The sequence below is a fragment of the Paraburkholderia tropica genome (assembly GCF_014171495.1).
Lineage (GTDB): Bacteria > Pseudomonadota > Gammaproteobacteria > Burkholderiales > Burkholderiaceae > Paraburkholderia > Paraburkholderia tropica.
Window position 1 is genome coordinate 2,201,342 of sequence record NZ_CP049134.1, and the last position, 12,878, is coordinate 2,214,219.

Annotated in this window: 12 protein-coding genes and 3 tRNA genes; 7 read left to right on the plus strand and 8 right to left on the minus strand. The window is 65.5% G+C overall.

Going from position 1 to position 12,878, the window contains the following annotated elements:
• Positions 1 to 31: 31 nt before the first annotated feature.
• Complete coding sequence (gene otsB, locus G5S35_RS09840) at positions 32 to 793, minus strand: trehalose-phosphatase (RefSeq protein ID WP_074983823.1); 762 nt, start codon at positions 791 to 793, stop codon at positions 32 to 34.
• A 387-nt stretch (positions 794 to 1,180) separates the two neighbouring features.
• On the opposite strand from otsB, the gene G5S35_RS39405 reads away from it, so the two are divergent.
• The 3 genes from G5S35_RS39405 to G5S35_RS09855 all read left to right on the plus strand — a co-directional run bounded on the left by G5S35_RS39405 (position 1,181) and on the right by G5S35_RS09855 (position 3,392).
• Positions 1,181 to 1,846 carry an SCO family protein gene (locus tag G5S35_RS39405; protein ID WP_373681656.1) on the plus strand — a complete coding sequence of 222 codons (666 nt, stop codon included), beginning with the start codon at positions 1,181 to 1,183 and terminating at the stop codon, positions 1,844 to 1,846.
• Between the two features lie 84 nt (positions 1,847 to 1,930).
• Complete coding sequence (locus G5S35_RS09850) at positions 1,931 to 2,392, plus strand: copper chaperone PCu(A)C (protein WP_065061330.1); 462 nt, start codon at positions 1,931 to 1,933, stop codon at positions 2,390 to 2,392.
• A 112-nt stretch (positions 2,393 to 2,504) separates the two neighbouring features.
• Positions 2,505 to 3,392, plus strand: coding sequence for a cytochrome c oxidase assembly protein (locus tag G5S35_RS09855; protein ID WP_065061329.1), 888 nt, complete (start codon positions 2,505 to 2,507; stop codon positions 3,390 to 3,392).
• A gap of 20 nt (positions 3,393 to 3,412) precedes the next feature.
• Here G5S35_RS09855 and G5S35_RS09860 read toward each other — a convergent pair whose 3' ends face one another.
• The 7 genes from G5S35_RS09860 to uvrC form a co-directional block, all read right to left on the minus strand.
• A complete protein-coding gene (locus G5S35_RS09860; protein ID WP_065061328.1) occupies positions 3,413 to 3,901 on the minus strand; it encodes a GNAT family N-acetyltransferase in 489 nt (162 codons plus the stop codon).
• 58 nt (positions 3,902 to 3,959) lie between these two features.
• Positions 3,960 to 4,232, minus strand: a complete 273-nt coding sequence (locus G5S35_RS09865; RefSeq protein WP_183038260.1) for a DUF2164 domain-containing protein — start codon at positions 4,230 to 4,232, stop codon at positions 3,960 to 3,962.
• 152 nt (positions 4,233 to 4,384) lie between these two features.
• Positions 4,385 to 4,458, minus strand: a tRNA-Cys gene (locus G5S35_RS09870).
• 122 nt (positions 4,459 to 4,580) lie between these two features.
• Positions 4,581 to 4,656, minus strand: a tRNA-Gly gene (locus G5S35_RS09875).
• A 73-nt stretch (positions 4,657 to 4,729) separates the two neighbouring features.
• A tRNA-Gly gene (locus tag G5S35_RS09880) sits at positions 4,730 to 4,805 on the minus strand.
• Between the two features lie 252 nt (positions 4,806 to 5,057).
• Positions 5,058 to 5,648, minus strand: a complete 591-nt coding sequence (gene pgsA / locus G5S35_RS09885; protein WP_065061326.1) for a CDP-diacylglycerol--glycerol-3-phosphate 3-phosphatidyltransferase — start codon at positions 5,646 to 5,648, stop codon at positions 5,058 to 5,060.
• 129 nt (positions 5,649 to 5,777) lie between these two features.
• Complete coding sequence (uvrC, locus tag G5S35_RS09890) at positions 5,778 to 8,138, minus strand: excinuclease ABC subunit UvrC (protein WP_183038261.1); 2,361 nt, start codon at positions 8,136 to 8,138, stop codon at positions 5,778 to 5,780.
• Positions 8,139 to 8,418: 280 nt separating this feature from the next.
• Between uvrC and earP the strand changes: the two genes are divergently transcribed.
• The 4 genes from earP (at position 8,419) to G5S35_RS09910 (ending at position 12,822) form a co-directional block, all read left to right on the plus strand.
• Positions 8,419 to 9,750: an elongation factor P maturation arginine rhamnosyltransferase EarP gene (earP, locus tag G5S35_RS09895; RefSeq protein WP_124260870.1), complete on the plus strand. Its 1,332-nt coding sequence runs from the start codon at positions 8,419 to 8,421 to the stop codon at positions 9,748 to 9,750.
• A 187-nt stretch (positions 9,751 to 9,937) separates the two neighbouring features.
• Positions 9,938 to 10,495, plus strand: a complete 558-nt coding sequence (efp, locus tag G5S35_RS09900) for an elongation factor P (RefSeq protein ID WP_065061325.1) — start codon at positions 9,938 to 9,940, stop codon at positions 10,493 to 10,495.
• A 277-nt stretch (positions 10,496 to 10,772) separates the two neighbouring features.
• Positions 10,773 to 10,982 carry a CsbD family protein gene (locus tag G5S35_RS09905; RefSeq protein ID WP_065061324.1) on the plus strand — a complete coding sequence of 70 codons (210 nt, stop codon included), beginning with the start codon at positions 10,773 to 10,775 and terminating at the stop codon, positions 10,980 to 10,982.
• A gap of 454 nt (positions 10,983 to 11,436) precedes the next feature.
• A complete protein-coding gene (locus G5S35_RS09910; protein ID WP_176080969.1) occupies positions 11,437 to 12,822 on the plus strand; it encodes a sigma-54-dependent transcriptional regulator in 1,386 nt (461 codons plus the stop codon).
• Positions 12,823 to 12,878 lie beyond the last annotated feature (56 nt).

Here is a 12,878-nt window from a genome sequence, read left to right on the forward strand (position 1 = left end):
TGAAGCGAAGGAGACAACGTGCGCAACGCCATCAGGCGCCGCGCGCCGCAGCGACCAGTGCGGTGAGCCAGGCGAGCAGCGCGTCGACCGAGTCGACGCGCGTGCGCGCAATCGTGTCGCCGCCGCCGACCTTGATCGACAGACCGCCGAATTCGTTGACCACGGCGAAGCCCTTCTCGTCGGTCAAATCGTCGCCGGCGAACACCGGCGTGCGGCCCGCGAACGGCGGTTCGTCGAGGAACGCGCGCAGCGCGCGGCCCTTGTCGACGTCCTTGGGCTTGATTTCGTAGACCATCTTGCCGGGCTGTAGCACGTAGGCGTCGGCGAATTCGGCGGCGAGCGCCTCCGTGGCCACGCGCGCCGCGTTGCCGTGCTCCGGCGCGTTGCGGTAATGGAGCGCGAGCGCCGCGCCCTTGATCTCCAGCAGCGTGCCCGGATGCATGCGCACGACTTCCGCGAGCACCTGCTCCATGTGCAGCAGGCGCGCGTCGTGAAAACCGACGCGCTGCGTGTCGCCATTCGCGTCGCGTCGCTCGGCGCCATGCAGGCCCGCGATCGGCAGGTCGGGCATGGCGAGAAAGTCGTCGATGCTGTCGATGCCGCGCCCGGAGACGATCGCCACCGCTCCGCTCGTCGCGCGGCGCAGTTCGGCGAGTTGCGCCAGCATGTCGGGATGCACGAGCACGCCGTCGGGCGTGGGCGCGAGTTCGACGAGCGTGCCGTCGAAATCGAAGAAAAATGCCGTCTTGTCGAACGGCAGTGCTGCGGGAAGTGCTTGCGGAATTGCGTGCATTACGGCCTTTTCACCCCTCGGCGCGTGCGCCGGATATCGGTTCGGCAGACGCGTGCGCCTGCCTGGGAAAGTGTGCGAATCTTACCGCGACTGCCTTTAATTATCGAGAAAACGGCCCTGCGGACGCGTTTTGACACACTTTCTTGCACAAAAAGCGACCTGGACGCATCGCCTGGCCGGCGTCGCCTGAGCGCCCGCCGATGTGGCGTTTTGTCCCCGTTTCGGCAGCGGCACGCCGCCCGGACGAAGCACGCGCGGCAGCGAGGCCGCAATTTTGCTACAGTCCACCGGCATGACGCAGGGCCGACCGCTACGCCCAGCCGGGCTTCACGGTCCGTCCGCGCCGGTCGACCTCCTCAAAGCAACGCTTTCCCGAGACAGCCTTTGATCCGCCCGTTCGCCGACTCCCCTCCCTCGCGCCACGCTCGCCGAACAGCGCGCGCCGCGCAGCGGTTCGTCGCGACGATCGCTTCATGGGGCGCCGCATTAACCGCTGCTGCGCTACTCGGCGCCTGCTCGCATCCGGCCGAACCGTGGCAGTTGACCGACGTCCAGGGCCATCTGCCCGACCTCGCCTTCACGCTCACCGCCGACAACGGCCAGCCGATGACGGCCCGCGACCTGCGCGGCCAGACCGCGCTCGTCTACTTCGGCTACACGCATTGTCCGGACGTGTGTCCGGAAACGATGGCGCGGCTGATGCAGGTCATAGCGAATCTCGGACCCGACGCGCAGCACGTGCGGATACTCTTCATCTCCGTCGATCCCGCGCGCGACACGCCGGGCGCCTTGCACGCCTACGTAGGCGCTTTCGATGCGCAGCACGCGCTCGGCCTCACGGGCAGCGACGCGCAGGTGGAAGCGCTCGCGAAACGCTATCGCGTCGCGTATCAGATGGAGAAGCGCGACCCGGACGGCAGCTACGAAGTCACGCACAGCTCGGCCGTCTATGTGTTCGACGCGCAGGGCCACGCGCGCCTGCTCGCCACCGACCGGGACACAGCGGCCGCAATCGCGCAGGACGTGCGCCGCATCATCGACACGCCCGCATGACGGCGAATGACGGCTAAGGACGGCTAGCTACGTGCCGCGCGCAACATGAACCGATTTCCCGCACCACCCGCAACAGGAACTGCCATGACGATGAAACTCAAGTCCCTCACCGCAACGTTCGGCTTCGCGCTTGCCTGCTCGTTCAGCGCGTTCGCGCCCGCAGCGCACGCCGCCGACGTGGCGATCAGCGCGCAGAACGCATGGGTGCGCTGGCTGCCGAACGATCTGCCGGCGGCGGGCTATGTCACGCTCAAGAATGATGGCGAGAAGCCCATCGATCTCGTCGGTGTATCGAGCGACGACTACGGCATGGTGATGCTGCATCAGACCGTGTCGAACGGATCGACACAGAAAATGGTGATGGTTCACAAGGCGACGGTGCCCGCGCACGGCACGCTCGACATCACACCGGGCGGCTATCACCTGATGCTCGAGCATGCGAAGCACAAGGTCGCGCCGGGCGACACGGTGCACCTCAAACTGAAGTTCTCGGATGGCGCGACGCTCGACACGCCGTTCGCGGTGAAGCCGCCGTCGCAGCAGTAACGCGTCGCTGACGCTTCAAAGCGCCTCCACTCAGCGCCTCGCGATGAACCCGAGCAGAAGCCCGCGATGAACCCGAGCAGAATCCCGCGATGAACCCGAGCAGAAGCCCTCGATGAACCCGCTCTACTGGCTCGATCCCTGGGAGCCCTCGCCGACCGTCGTGATCGCGATCGGCGTGGCGGCGCTGCTATTCGTGCGCGGGCAGCACAAGGCGCGCGTCACGCTCGCGCGCCGGCTTTCGTTCTGGTTCGGACTCGGCGCGCTCTACATCGCGCTGCATACGCGGCTCGATTACTTCTTCGAGCACGAGTTCTTCATGCATCGCGCGCAGCATCTCGTGCTGCATCATCTCGGGCCTTTCTTCATCGCCCTCTCGTACCCCGGCGCGGCGCTGCGCGCGGGCATTCCGTTCGCGTGGCGTCAGCGCTTCGTGCGGCCCGCGCTCGCCGCGCGGCCCGTGCGCATCGCGCTCGACGTGGTGATGCATCCCGTCGTCGCCGTAACGCTGTTCGTCGGGCTGATCTATTTCTGGCTGCTCTCGCCGATTCACTTCGTCGCGATGCTCGACTGGCGGCTTTATCGCGTCATGAACTGGAGCATGGTGATCGACGGGCTGCTGTTCTGGTGGCTCGTGCTCGACCCGCGGCCCGCGCCGCCCGCGCGCCTCGCGCCAGGCAAACGCGTGCTGGTGGTAATCGCCGCGATTCCGCCGCAGATCGTGCTCGGCGCGTTCATCTTCTTCACGTCGCACGAGCTTTATCCGATTTACTCGATCTGCGGACGCGCGTTCACCTGGCTTTCGCCGATGCGCGATCAGCAGATCGGCGGCCTGTTGCTGTGGATTCCGGGCTCGATGATGAGCGTGATCGGCGCGCTGCTTGCGTTGCGCCACTGGATGCGCCTTTCCGCGCGCGGACGTCTGCAGCGTACGCAGCCGAAGCGTGGCCGGGCACGCGCCGCGCAGCAGGAACAGCAGCAAGACAAGCCGCTGCGCACCTGAGCGATTCGGGCGTCAAACCATCAGGCCGAACGCATCCACACGTGCGGGATGCCGTCTTCGTCGTGAATCTCCGAAACCGGCGTGAAGCCGAATGCACCGTAGAACTTCTGCAGATGCGCCTGCGCATGCAGTCGCATGGGCACGCCCGGCCATTGACGCGCGCTGTGCGCGATCGCGCGTTCGAGCAGCCCGTTGCCGAGCTTGATGCCGCGAAATGCCGGCGACGTCACCACGCGGCCAATCCGCACGTCGGGATCGTCGGCGCTGGGCACCAGCACGCGCAGATAGCCCGCCAGCGCCCGCTTGCCGTCGCGCTCGCCCCAGGCGAACAGATGCCAAGCCGTGTCGTCCTCGCCGTCGATGTCGCCGTAGACGCAGTTCTGCTCGACCACGAACACGTCGGAGCGCAGCTTGAGCATGGCGTACACGTCACGCGCGCTGAGCGCATCGAAAGCTTGCCATTGCCAGTCGAGTTGAACGGTCGGCAATGCGGGGGACTGCGCGGTCATAAGAATTCCATCGAAGCTTGCTGAAAGGCCGATTATGCCTTGCGGCGCGAGCGAAACACTACTTGCGGCGGCGCGGCGTCTCGTACTTGCGCCAGTATTGAAACGGCTGTTCGTGCGGATCGATATCGAGTTCGACGATGCGCGCCTGCATGCGCTCCTGGGCGTCGGCGATCGCGCGGTTGTAGATGGCCGGCGCGATCTCTTCGAGAAAGAAACCCAGCAGACCGCCCGCGGCGATATTGCCGATCGGTTCCTCCATGTTGGCTTCGAAGTAACGCTGGATCGACGCGATTGCGAGCGTGCGCTCTTCGTCGGGAAGTTCGATGGACATGGCGGAGATCCGTGGGAAGCGATCCGCTATTGTGCACGCGCGATGACGACGCGGCGCGCGGCGATCGATGGCGCATCCGCGAAGAAGAAAAGCGGCGAACGGAAAGCGGAAAAAGAAAAAGCCACCCGAAGGTGGCTTTTTCTTGAACTACTTGGAGGCGCGAGCCGGAGTCGAACCGGCCTACACGGCTTTGCAGGCCGCTGCATAACCGCTTTGCTATCGCGCCAAAAGCGGACTGTTCGATGTCTGGGGCGCAGAAAACTGCTTGCGCTCACAACTACCGACAGATTTTTGCGATGGCCTTGCGGCCCACCAAACAAAAGGGGAAGCGCTGCTTCCCCGAGAATCTGGAGCGGGAGACGAGTCTCGAACTCGCGACCTCAACCTTGGCAAGGTTGCGCTCTACCAACTGAGCTACTCCCGCATATTTACTGCTTCACTACTCTTTACTGCCGACACTTCGTTTCACAGTTTTGCAAAACGCCGCATCCAGAATCTGGAGCGGGAGACGAGTCTCGAACTCGCGACCTCAACCTTGGCAAGGTTGCGCTCTACCAACTGAGCTACTCCCGCGTATTTGCTGCCTTACTACCTTCGCCGCTGATTGACTGCTTATCTTCGGCTATTTCCTGCTATCTCCACCGCATCTGCTTCGTTTGCTGCTTGTCGTGCAGCGGAGAAGTGAGATTATGTATAACCCGCTGAATCGTGTCAACCCCTTCGTGTGATCTTTTTGGAAAAAGATTCGCGCCGGGGTCGATTCGTGTCGATTCGTGTCGATGGCGGTCGATCACAGGATCGACCGACCGCGCGAATCTCCCTTGCTTAGAGGCTTCCGCGCTCGCGGATCTGCGGCCATGCGAGCTTCATGTAATAGAGCATCGACCAGATCGTCAGCACCGCTGCCACGTAGATAAGCCACGTGCCCCACACGCGCGAATCGAACAGCGTCTTGCCGTCGAGCGTGAGCGGCGCGTAGAACAGCAGCATCGGAATCGCGACCATCTGGCACGCCGTCTTGAACTTGCCGAGCTGATTCACCGCCACGCTCTTCGAAGCGCCGATCTGCGCCATCCACTCGCGCAGCGCCGAAATCGCGATCTCGCGGCCCACGATCACCAGCGCGATCACCGCGTCGAGACGCTGCAGGTGCACGAGCACGAGCAGCGCGGCCGTGACCATCAGCTTGTCGGCGACCGGATCGAGGAACGCGCCGAACGACGAGGTCTGGTTCCACTTGCGGGCGAGATAGCCGTCGAACCAGTCGGTCAGCGCCGCGAGGATGAAGATCCACATGGCTGCGACATTCTGATGCATCGGGCTCAGCACCGACTGCGGCAGATAGAACACGCCCACTACGAGCGGAATCGCCACGATCCGCAGCCACGTCAGGAGAATCGGGATATTGAACGGCATTGGCGCGCGCAGTCTGTCAGGGGGAGTTGCAATTATGGGAGATGCAATTGTGCCGCGTCACCGGGGCCGCCACAAGCAAGCGTAAGGTTGACGCCCGCGCGCCGTCGATTCCCGTGCGCGGGCGCGGCCTCAATGAAGCTGCTGATAGATCTGTTCCGCCAGCGCATGCGAGATGCCTTCGACGCTCGCCAGATCCTCGACGCTCGCCGCCATCACGCCGCGCAGACCGCCGAAGCGCGCGAGCAGACGCTGACGCCGTTTCGCGCCGACGCCTTCCAGCTCTTCGAGCCGCGACGTCTGGCGCGTCTTGCCGCGTTTGGCGCGCATGCCCGTGATCGCAAAACGGTGCGCCTCGTCGCGGACCTGCGCGACCAGCATCAGCGCCGCGCTCTCCTTGCCGAGTTCGAGCGGCGCGCGGCCGTCGGCGAACACCAGCGTTTCGAGGCCGACCTTGCGCCCTTCGCCCTTGGCAACGCCCACAAGTATCGCAGGGTCGAGTCCGAGTTCGTCGAACACTTGCCGCGCGATCTCGACCTGCCCCTTGCCGCCGTCGATCAGGACGATGTTGGGCAAGGTGCCGCCCGTCGCGACCGGTTCCGCGCCGTCCGGCGACGCGCTCGGATCGGCGGGATCGGTGCTTTGCAGCGCCTGCGCTTCATCGGTTTCGTTGCGCGCCGATTGCGCGACCATCTTCTCGTAACGGCGCGTGAGCACCTGGCGCATGGCCGCGTAATCGTCGCCGCCCGTGATGCCCGTGATGTTGTAGCGCCGGTACTCGCTCGACTGCATCTTGTGATGGTGATAGACGACGCAGGACGCCTGCGTCGCCTCGCCCATCGTGTGGCTGATGTCGAAACACTCGATGCGCAGATGCGCGAGATCGTCGAGTTCGAGGCCGAGCAGTTGCGCGAGCGTGCGCGTGCGCGCCTGCTGCGAGCCTTGTTCCGAGAGCAGCCGCGCGAGCGCGAGACGCGCGTTCTGCTCGGCCATCGCGAGCCACGCGCGCTTCTGGCCTTGCGGCTGGCGCAGCACCGCGACCTTGTGGCCGGCCTGTTCGGACAGCACGTCGACGAGCTCGCGGTTCGCCGGTGGATGGCTCACCACCAGCACCGGCGGCACGCGATTGCCGAAGTAATGCTGCGCGATGAAAGCGTCGAGCACTTCGGATTCGATGCCGTTCGCGCGGGCCGCGCGTTTCGACGACTTCGGCTTCGCGGCGGAGGCTTCGTCGAGGCTGTCAGCGGCGTCGGACGCTTCGGTTTCGCTGCCGAGTTCTTCCGCGATCGCGAGCGGATCGGGCTGGTCGCCTGCGTCTTCACTTACACCTTCGCTTGCCTCTCCGCTTACGCTTTCACTTGCGTCCGCGCCTGCTTCATCAGCCGCGTTCTCTTCGTCTTCCGCCTGCGCCGCCGCGCCCGCGCTCGCCACCAGCGCCTTGCGCGCGAGCGACGGCAGCGACTTCAGCGCCGTCGCCGCGACCACCGTTTCCTCGCCGATGGTTTCCGCGACGCCGCCCTCTTCGTCGGTCAGCGCGCGCTCGACGTGCGCCGGGAAGTACGCCTTGTCGCCCAGATGGCGGCCGCCGCGCACCATCGCGAGATTCACGCAGACGCGTCCGCCCAGCGCGACCACGGCCAGAATATCGACGTCGCTCTCGCTGCCTGTCTCGATCGCCTGCTGATGCAGCACGGTCGACAGCGAACTCATCTGGTTGCGCACCGACGCGGCCTGCTCGAACTTCAGCTCGGCGGCGAACGCGTGCATCTTCGTCTCCAGCTCCTTCATCACCTCGTTCTGACGGCCGAGCAGAAAACGCGAGGCGTTGCTCACATCGCGCGCGTAATCGTCCTGGCTGATCGCGCCGACGCACGGCGCCGTGCAGCGCGCGATCTGATGCAGCAGACACGGCCGCGTGCGGTTGTTGAACACCGAGTCCTCGCAGGTGCGCAACTGAAACACGCGCTGCAGGATCTGGATGCTTTCGCGCACCGCGTAGGCGCTCGGAAACGGTCCGAAGTACTGGTTGTTGCGATCGACCGCGCCGCGGTAGTACGCCATGCGCGGAAACTTGTGCCCCGTGAGCTTGAGAAACGGATACGACTTGTCGTCGCGAAAGAGAATGTTGTAGCGCGGCGCGAGCGCCTTGATCAGGTTGTTTTCGAGCAGCAGCGCTTCGGCTTCCGAGCGCGTGACCGTGGTCTCGATACGCGCGATGCGCGTCACCATCATGGCGATGCGCGGCGAGAGCTGCGTCTTGTTGAAATAGCTCGATACGCGCTTCTTCAGGTCGCGCGCCTTGCCCACGTAGAGCACCGCGCCGCGCACATCGTAGTAGCGGTAGACGCCGGGCAGATGCGGCAGTTGCGTCAGCACTTCCTTCGGGTCGAACGCTTCGGCGACGGCTTCGGCAGCGGTTTCGGGCGCGTCTGCGGGAATGTCGGCGTCGGCGGCGGGACCGTGGGAGTCGGCGGGATCGTGAGAATCGGTCATCCAGTCTGGGGACGTCTGTGAGCGTCGAGTTGCGTCGGGTCGGGGCAGGCTTGCGGGTGTGCGGCGCAGACCATCCGCGCACGCGACGCGACGCGGTCATGCGGCTGCCCTAGAATCGCAAGTTTAGATCATTCCGCGCGGGCCAGAAGCACCCCGGTTGCAACCCGGGATGCAACCTGGAAGCCGCCCAAAGCCGCGCCCAAAGCCGCGCCCAAAGCCGCGCCCACGAGCCGGCTCGAAGCCGCCGGCCCGCCGCCAGCCCTACTCGCCAGCCCACGTCATGTCCCACGCTCCCCGCTCCACCACCGGCCCCGCGCCCGACGCCGTCCGTCCGCACGACGCCGCCGCGCCCCTCGCCTGCGACATCTTCTGCTCCGTGATCGACAACTTCGGCGACATCGGCGTCTGCTGGCGTCTCGCGCGTCAGCTCGCACGCGAGCACGGCTGGGAGGTGCGCCTGTTCGTCGACGATCTGCACGCGTTCGAAAAGCTCTGCCCGACGCTCGACGCGTCGCGCGCGTCGCAGACGGTCGAAGGCGTGGTCGTCGAGCACTGGCACGAGACCGATCACGTGGGCGAAACGCTGCGAATCGCCGACGTGGTGATCGAAGCGTTCGCCTGCGAACTGCCGTCGGCGTACATCGCGGCGATGGCCGAACGCACGCCCACGCCCGTGTGGCTCAATCTCGAATATCTGAGCGCCGAGGACTGGGTCGCCGATTTCCATCTGCGTCCGTCGCCGCATCCGCGTTACGGGCTGCTCAAGCACTTTTTCTTTCCGGGCCTCGGCGCGGGAACCGGCGGCGTGCTCAAGGAACGCGATCTCGATGCGGCGCGCGCCGCGTTCGAAAGCTCGCCCGAAGCGCGCGCGGCGTGGTGGCAACGCGCGACCGGCGGCCCGCCGCCGGGCCCGGAAGCCACGGTGATCTCGCTGTTCGCCTACGAGAATCCCGCCATCGACACGCTGCTCGAACAGTGGCGCGACAGTCCGACGCCGGTCGTGCTGCTCGTGCCGCAAGGGCGCATTTCGGGCGCGCTCGCACGCTTCTTCGGCGTCCCGTCTTTCGACGCGGGCACGCGCGGCGAACGCGGATCGCTCACGGCGCACAGCCTCGCCTTCACCGAGCAGCGCGGCTACGACGCGCTCCTGTGGGCGAGCGACCTGAACTTCGTGCGCGGCGAGGATTCGTTCGTGCGCGCCCAGTGGGCGGCGCGACCGTTCGTCTGGCACATCTATCCGCAAGCCGACGACGCGCATCTGCCCAAGCTCGACGCCGCGCTGGAGCACTACACGCGCCCGCTCGACGCCGCGCCGCGCGAGGCGCTCGAACGCTTCTGGCACGCGTGGAACGGCAATGCCGGGCACCCGGCTGGCGCGCACGACGGTCGCGCGATCGGGACGAACGCGGCGGATAAAGCCACGCCTGAGACCGCGCCTGAAATCGCGCCAGGCACCGCGCAAATGGCGCCGGATCGTGCGCCGGACTGGGCCGACCTCGCCCGCCACCTGCCCGCCCTGAAAGCGCGCGCGCACGGCTGGGCAGCCGAACTCGCCCTGACCGGCGATCTCGCTGGAAATCTGGCCGAATTCGCAAAAACTCAGTTAAAATAAGCGGTTATCCGGCGGCAGCCGTCTCAAGCGACCTCGATTTCCGCACGCCTTGCAGGTCATACGCGAATACGCAAACGAACACGCCGTTCGAAGCGCTACGCGTTCCGGCAGGGGGCCACAACGAACGCTTGCGACGTTTGCCGTCGCGCACACCCAAAGCTATCTAATCTGGACAGGACAGTTTTTTATGAAGACCGCACAGGAACTCCGCGTCGGCAACGTCGTGATGATCGGTAACGACGCCATGGTCGTGCAGAAGGCCGAATACAACAAATCGGGCCGTAACGCCGCCGTCGTGAAGATGAAGTTCAAGAACCTGCTGACCGGCGCGGGCATGGAAACCGTGTACAAGGCGGACGACAAGTTCGACGTCGTCGTGCTCGACCGCAAGGAAGTGACGTACTCGTACTTCGCCGACCCGATGTACGTGTTCATGGACGCCGACTACAACCAGTACGAAGTCGAAGGCGAGATGATGGCCGACGCCCTCAACTACCTCGAAGACGGCATGGCGTGCGAAGTCGTGTTCTACAACGAGAAGGCCATCTCGGTCGAACTGCCGACCGTGCTCGTGCGCGAAATCATCTACACGGAACCGGCTGTCAAGGGCGACACGTCGTCGGGCAAGGTGCTGAAGACGGCCAAGCTGACCACGGGCTTCGAACTGCAAGTGCCGCTGTTCTGCAACATCGGCGACAAGATCGAAATCGACACGCGTACGAACGAGTACCGCAGCCGCGCCTAAGCTTCACGAGGCAAACGGCAAGGCGAACGCGTCCGCATCGATGCATCGCGGATGCAATCGCGAAAGCGCCCCTCGGGGCGCTTTTTCTTTTTTTGCCGAACGTGTATGTTTGTGAGTGCCATGGGAAAACCTTACCGGTTTTGCCGGTGCGCAAAATGTGAGCAACATCGGCACAGCAAGGCAAGGCGCTCATGGCATGGTTTCTGCTGGTCTATTTCCGGGATAGCCAATTTTTATTGCGGCTAACGCACCCTCTTCCCGGAACCAGGAGAACTCGATGAACAACGACATCGCAGAAGGCAAGTGGAAGCAGCTGATCGGCAAGGCGAAGGCCGCCTGGGGCGAGCTCACGGACGACGAGCTGGCCAAGGCGGAAGGCCACGCCGATCGCCTCGCCGGACTGATCCAGGAACGTTACGGCAAGACGCGTGACGAGGCGGAACTGGAAGTGCGGCGCTGGTTCGACGCGCATCGGCCGTTCGACTGATGTCAGCGCCGGTTTGCGCGCCGATTTGCGGATAGTTGCCCGGACCTTGGTACAAGCAGAGCTGGTACAAGCAGGAACAAGCAGGAATTACGCAGGTTCAAGCCGGCTGCCCGATAACGGCGGCCGGTGTTGGGGGTAAAAAAACGGCCCGGCGCGGCATCTCGCGGCGCTCAGGGCCGGCGCAGCGCGCGGCGAATCGGCTGCCGGATCCGCGAGATGCACCGCGGGTCCGCGAAACGAAAAAGCGGACAGACGCAGCACGACCGCTGGAAGCGAGCGCCAATCTGGGAGGATCGGAACTGAATAACCTGCCTCGGGACACTGCGGTGATCCCGTTGAACTCTTCCGTATCGCGCCGCGCCCGTGCGTGCCGCGACGCCGCGTCGGGCTGGTCCGACGCGCGCGTCTGCGCGCGTGTCGGGCGTGTCTGCGCTCATCCGTCAGCCCTTGCGCCATGCCACACGCCCTGATTGTCGAAGACGATCCCAATAGCCTGTCCGGCCTCTCCGCCATCCTGGCCGCCGATGGTTTCTCGGTCGATACCGCCGCCACGCTCGCCGACGCGCGCGCCGCACTCGGACGCTTCATCCCCGACGTCGTGCTCGTCGACCTGAACCTGCCCGACGGCAGCGGCCTCGAACTGCTCCCGCATCTGCCCGCCCAGCCGCCCGGCGGCGCGCTGCCCGTGATCGTGATGACCGGCAACGCCACGGTCGAAAGCGCGATCGAAGGCCTGCGCCACGGCATCTGGGACTATCTGCTCAAGCCGGTCAACATCCCGCGCCTGCGCAGTCTGCTCGCGCGCATTCCGCGTCCGTACGAACTCAGCGAGGAAGTGCGCACGTTGCGCGCGTCGCTGCGCGAACTCGGCCGTTTCGGCCCGATGCTCGGCCGCAGCAACGCGATCCAGCACGTCTACGACGCGATCGAACAGTTCGCGCCCACCGAATCGGCGATTCTCGTGCAGGGCGAGCCCGGCACGGGCAAGGAAGTCGCCGCGCGCACGCTGCATCAGCTGAGCCGACGCCGCAAAGGGCCGTTCGTGGTCTGCGACGTGCGCGCGCTGGCCGCCGAGGCCGCGGGCGGACGGCCGCTCGCGAGCATTCTGTTCGGCCACGAGCGCGGCGCGTTCAACGGCGCGGAGCAGCGCGAGCCCGGTCTCGTCGATCAGGCGTCGGGCGGCACGCTCTTCATCGACGAACTCACCGATCTGCCGCGCGCCCAGCAGGAAGCGCTGCTGCGCGCGCTCGACTCGCAAACCTTCATGCGCGTCGGCGGCAGCAGCGAAGTGGGCACCGATTTCCGCCTCATCGCTGCCACGCGCACGGTGCCGCGCGATGCGGTGCAGCAAGGCATGCTGCACGAAGATCTGTGGCTGCGTCTGGACGCCGCCGCGCTGCAACTGCCGCCGCTGCGCGAGCGCGACGAAGACGCCGCCCTGCTCGCCGTCGCCTGCGTCGACGCGCTCAATATCGAGGCGCACTCGCGCGGTCTGACAGGCACGACGCGGCTCGTGTCGCCGGCCTTTATCCGCGAATGTCTGGGCTACGACTGGCCGGGCAACGTGCGCGAATTGCACGAGCGCGTGCAGCGCGCGTGGCACGCGTCCGGCGAAGTGCTGGAAACGCTGCAGGCCGAGGAAAGCAACGGCAGCGGCACGCGCGACGGCAACGGCAACCGCGTGCAGGTGACGGTCGGCACGCCGCTCGCCGACGTCGAGGAAATGCTGATCCGCGCCACGCTCGACGCGGTGGGCGGCACGCGCCATCGTGCGGCGTCGCTGCTCGGCATCAGCCCGAAGACGCTCTACAACAAGCTGCAGCGCATGCGCCTGAACTGATCCGCTCGACACGTTCGCGCACGAAAAAACGGCGACCCTTCCACGCAGAAGGACCG

Excerpts from the sequence above, each read along its gene's own strand:
- pgsA (WP_065061326.1), bottom strand. The coding sequence starts at position 5,648 with ATGCCGTTCAATATCCCGATTCTCCTGACGTGGCTGCGGATCGTGGCG.
- earP (WP_124260870.1), top strand. The coding sequence starts at position 8,419 with ATGTCCCACGCTCCCCGCTCCACCACCGGCCCCGCGCCCGACGCCGTC.
- efp (WP_065061325.1), top strand. The coding sequence starts at position 9,938 with ATGAAGACCGCACAGGAACTCCGCGTCGGCAACGTCGTGATGATCGGT.
- G5S35_RS09850 (WP_065061330.1), top strand. The coding sequence starts at position 1,931 with ATGACGATGAAACTCAAGTCCCTCACCGCAACGTTCGGCTTCGCGCTT.
- G5S35_RS09855 (WP_065061329.1), top strand. The coding sequence starts at position 2,505 with ATGAACCCGCTCTACTGGCTCGATCCCTGGGAGCCCTCGCCGACCGTC.
- G5S35_RS09905 (WP_065061324.1), top strand. The coding sequence starts at position 10,773 with ATGAACAACGACATCGCAGAAGGCAAGTGGAAGCAGCTGATCGGCAAG.
- G5S35_RS09865 (WP_183038260.1), bottom strand. The coding sequence starts at position 4,232 with ATGTCCATCGAACTTCCCGACGAAGAGCGCACGCTCGCAATCGCGTCG.
- otsB (WP_074983823.1), bottom strand. The coding sequence starts at position 793 with ATGCACGCAATTCCGCAAGCACTTCCCGCAGCACTGCCGTTCGACAAG.
- G5S35_RS09860 (WP_065061328.1), bottom strand. The coding sequence starts at position 3,901 with ATGACCGCGCAGTCCCCCGCATTGCCGACCGTTCAACTCGACTGGCAA.
- uvrC (WP_183038261.1), bottom strand. The coding sequence starts at position 8,138 with ATGACCGATTCTCACGATCCCGCCGACTCCCACGGTCCCGCCGCCGAC.
- G5S35_RS09910 (WP_176080969.1), top strand. The coding sequence starts at position 11,437 with ATGCCACACGCCCTGATTGTCGAAGACGATCCCAATAGCCTGTCCGGC.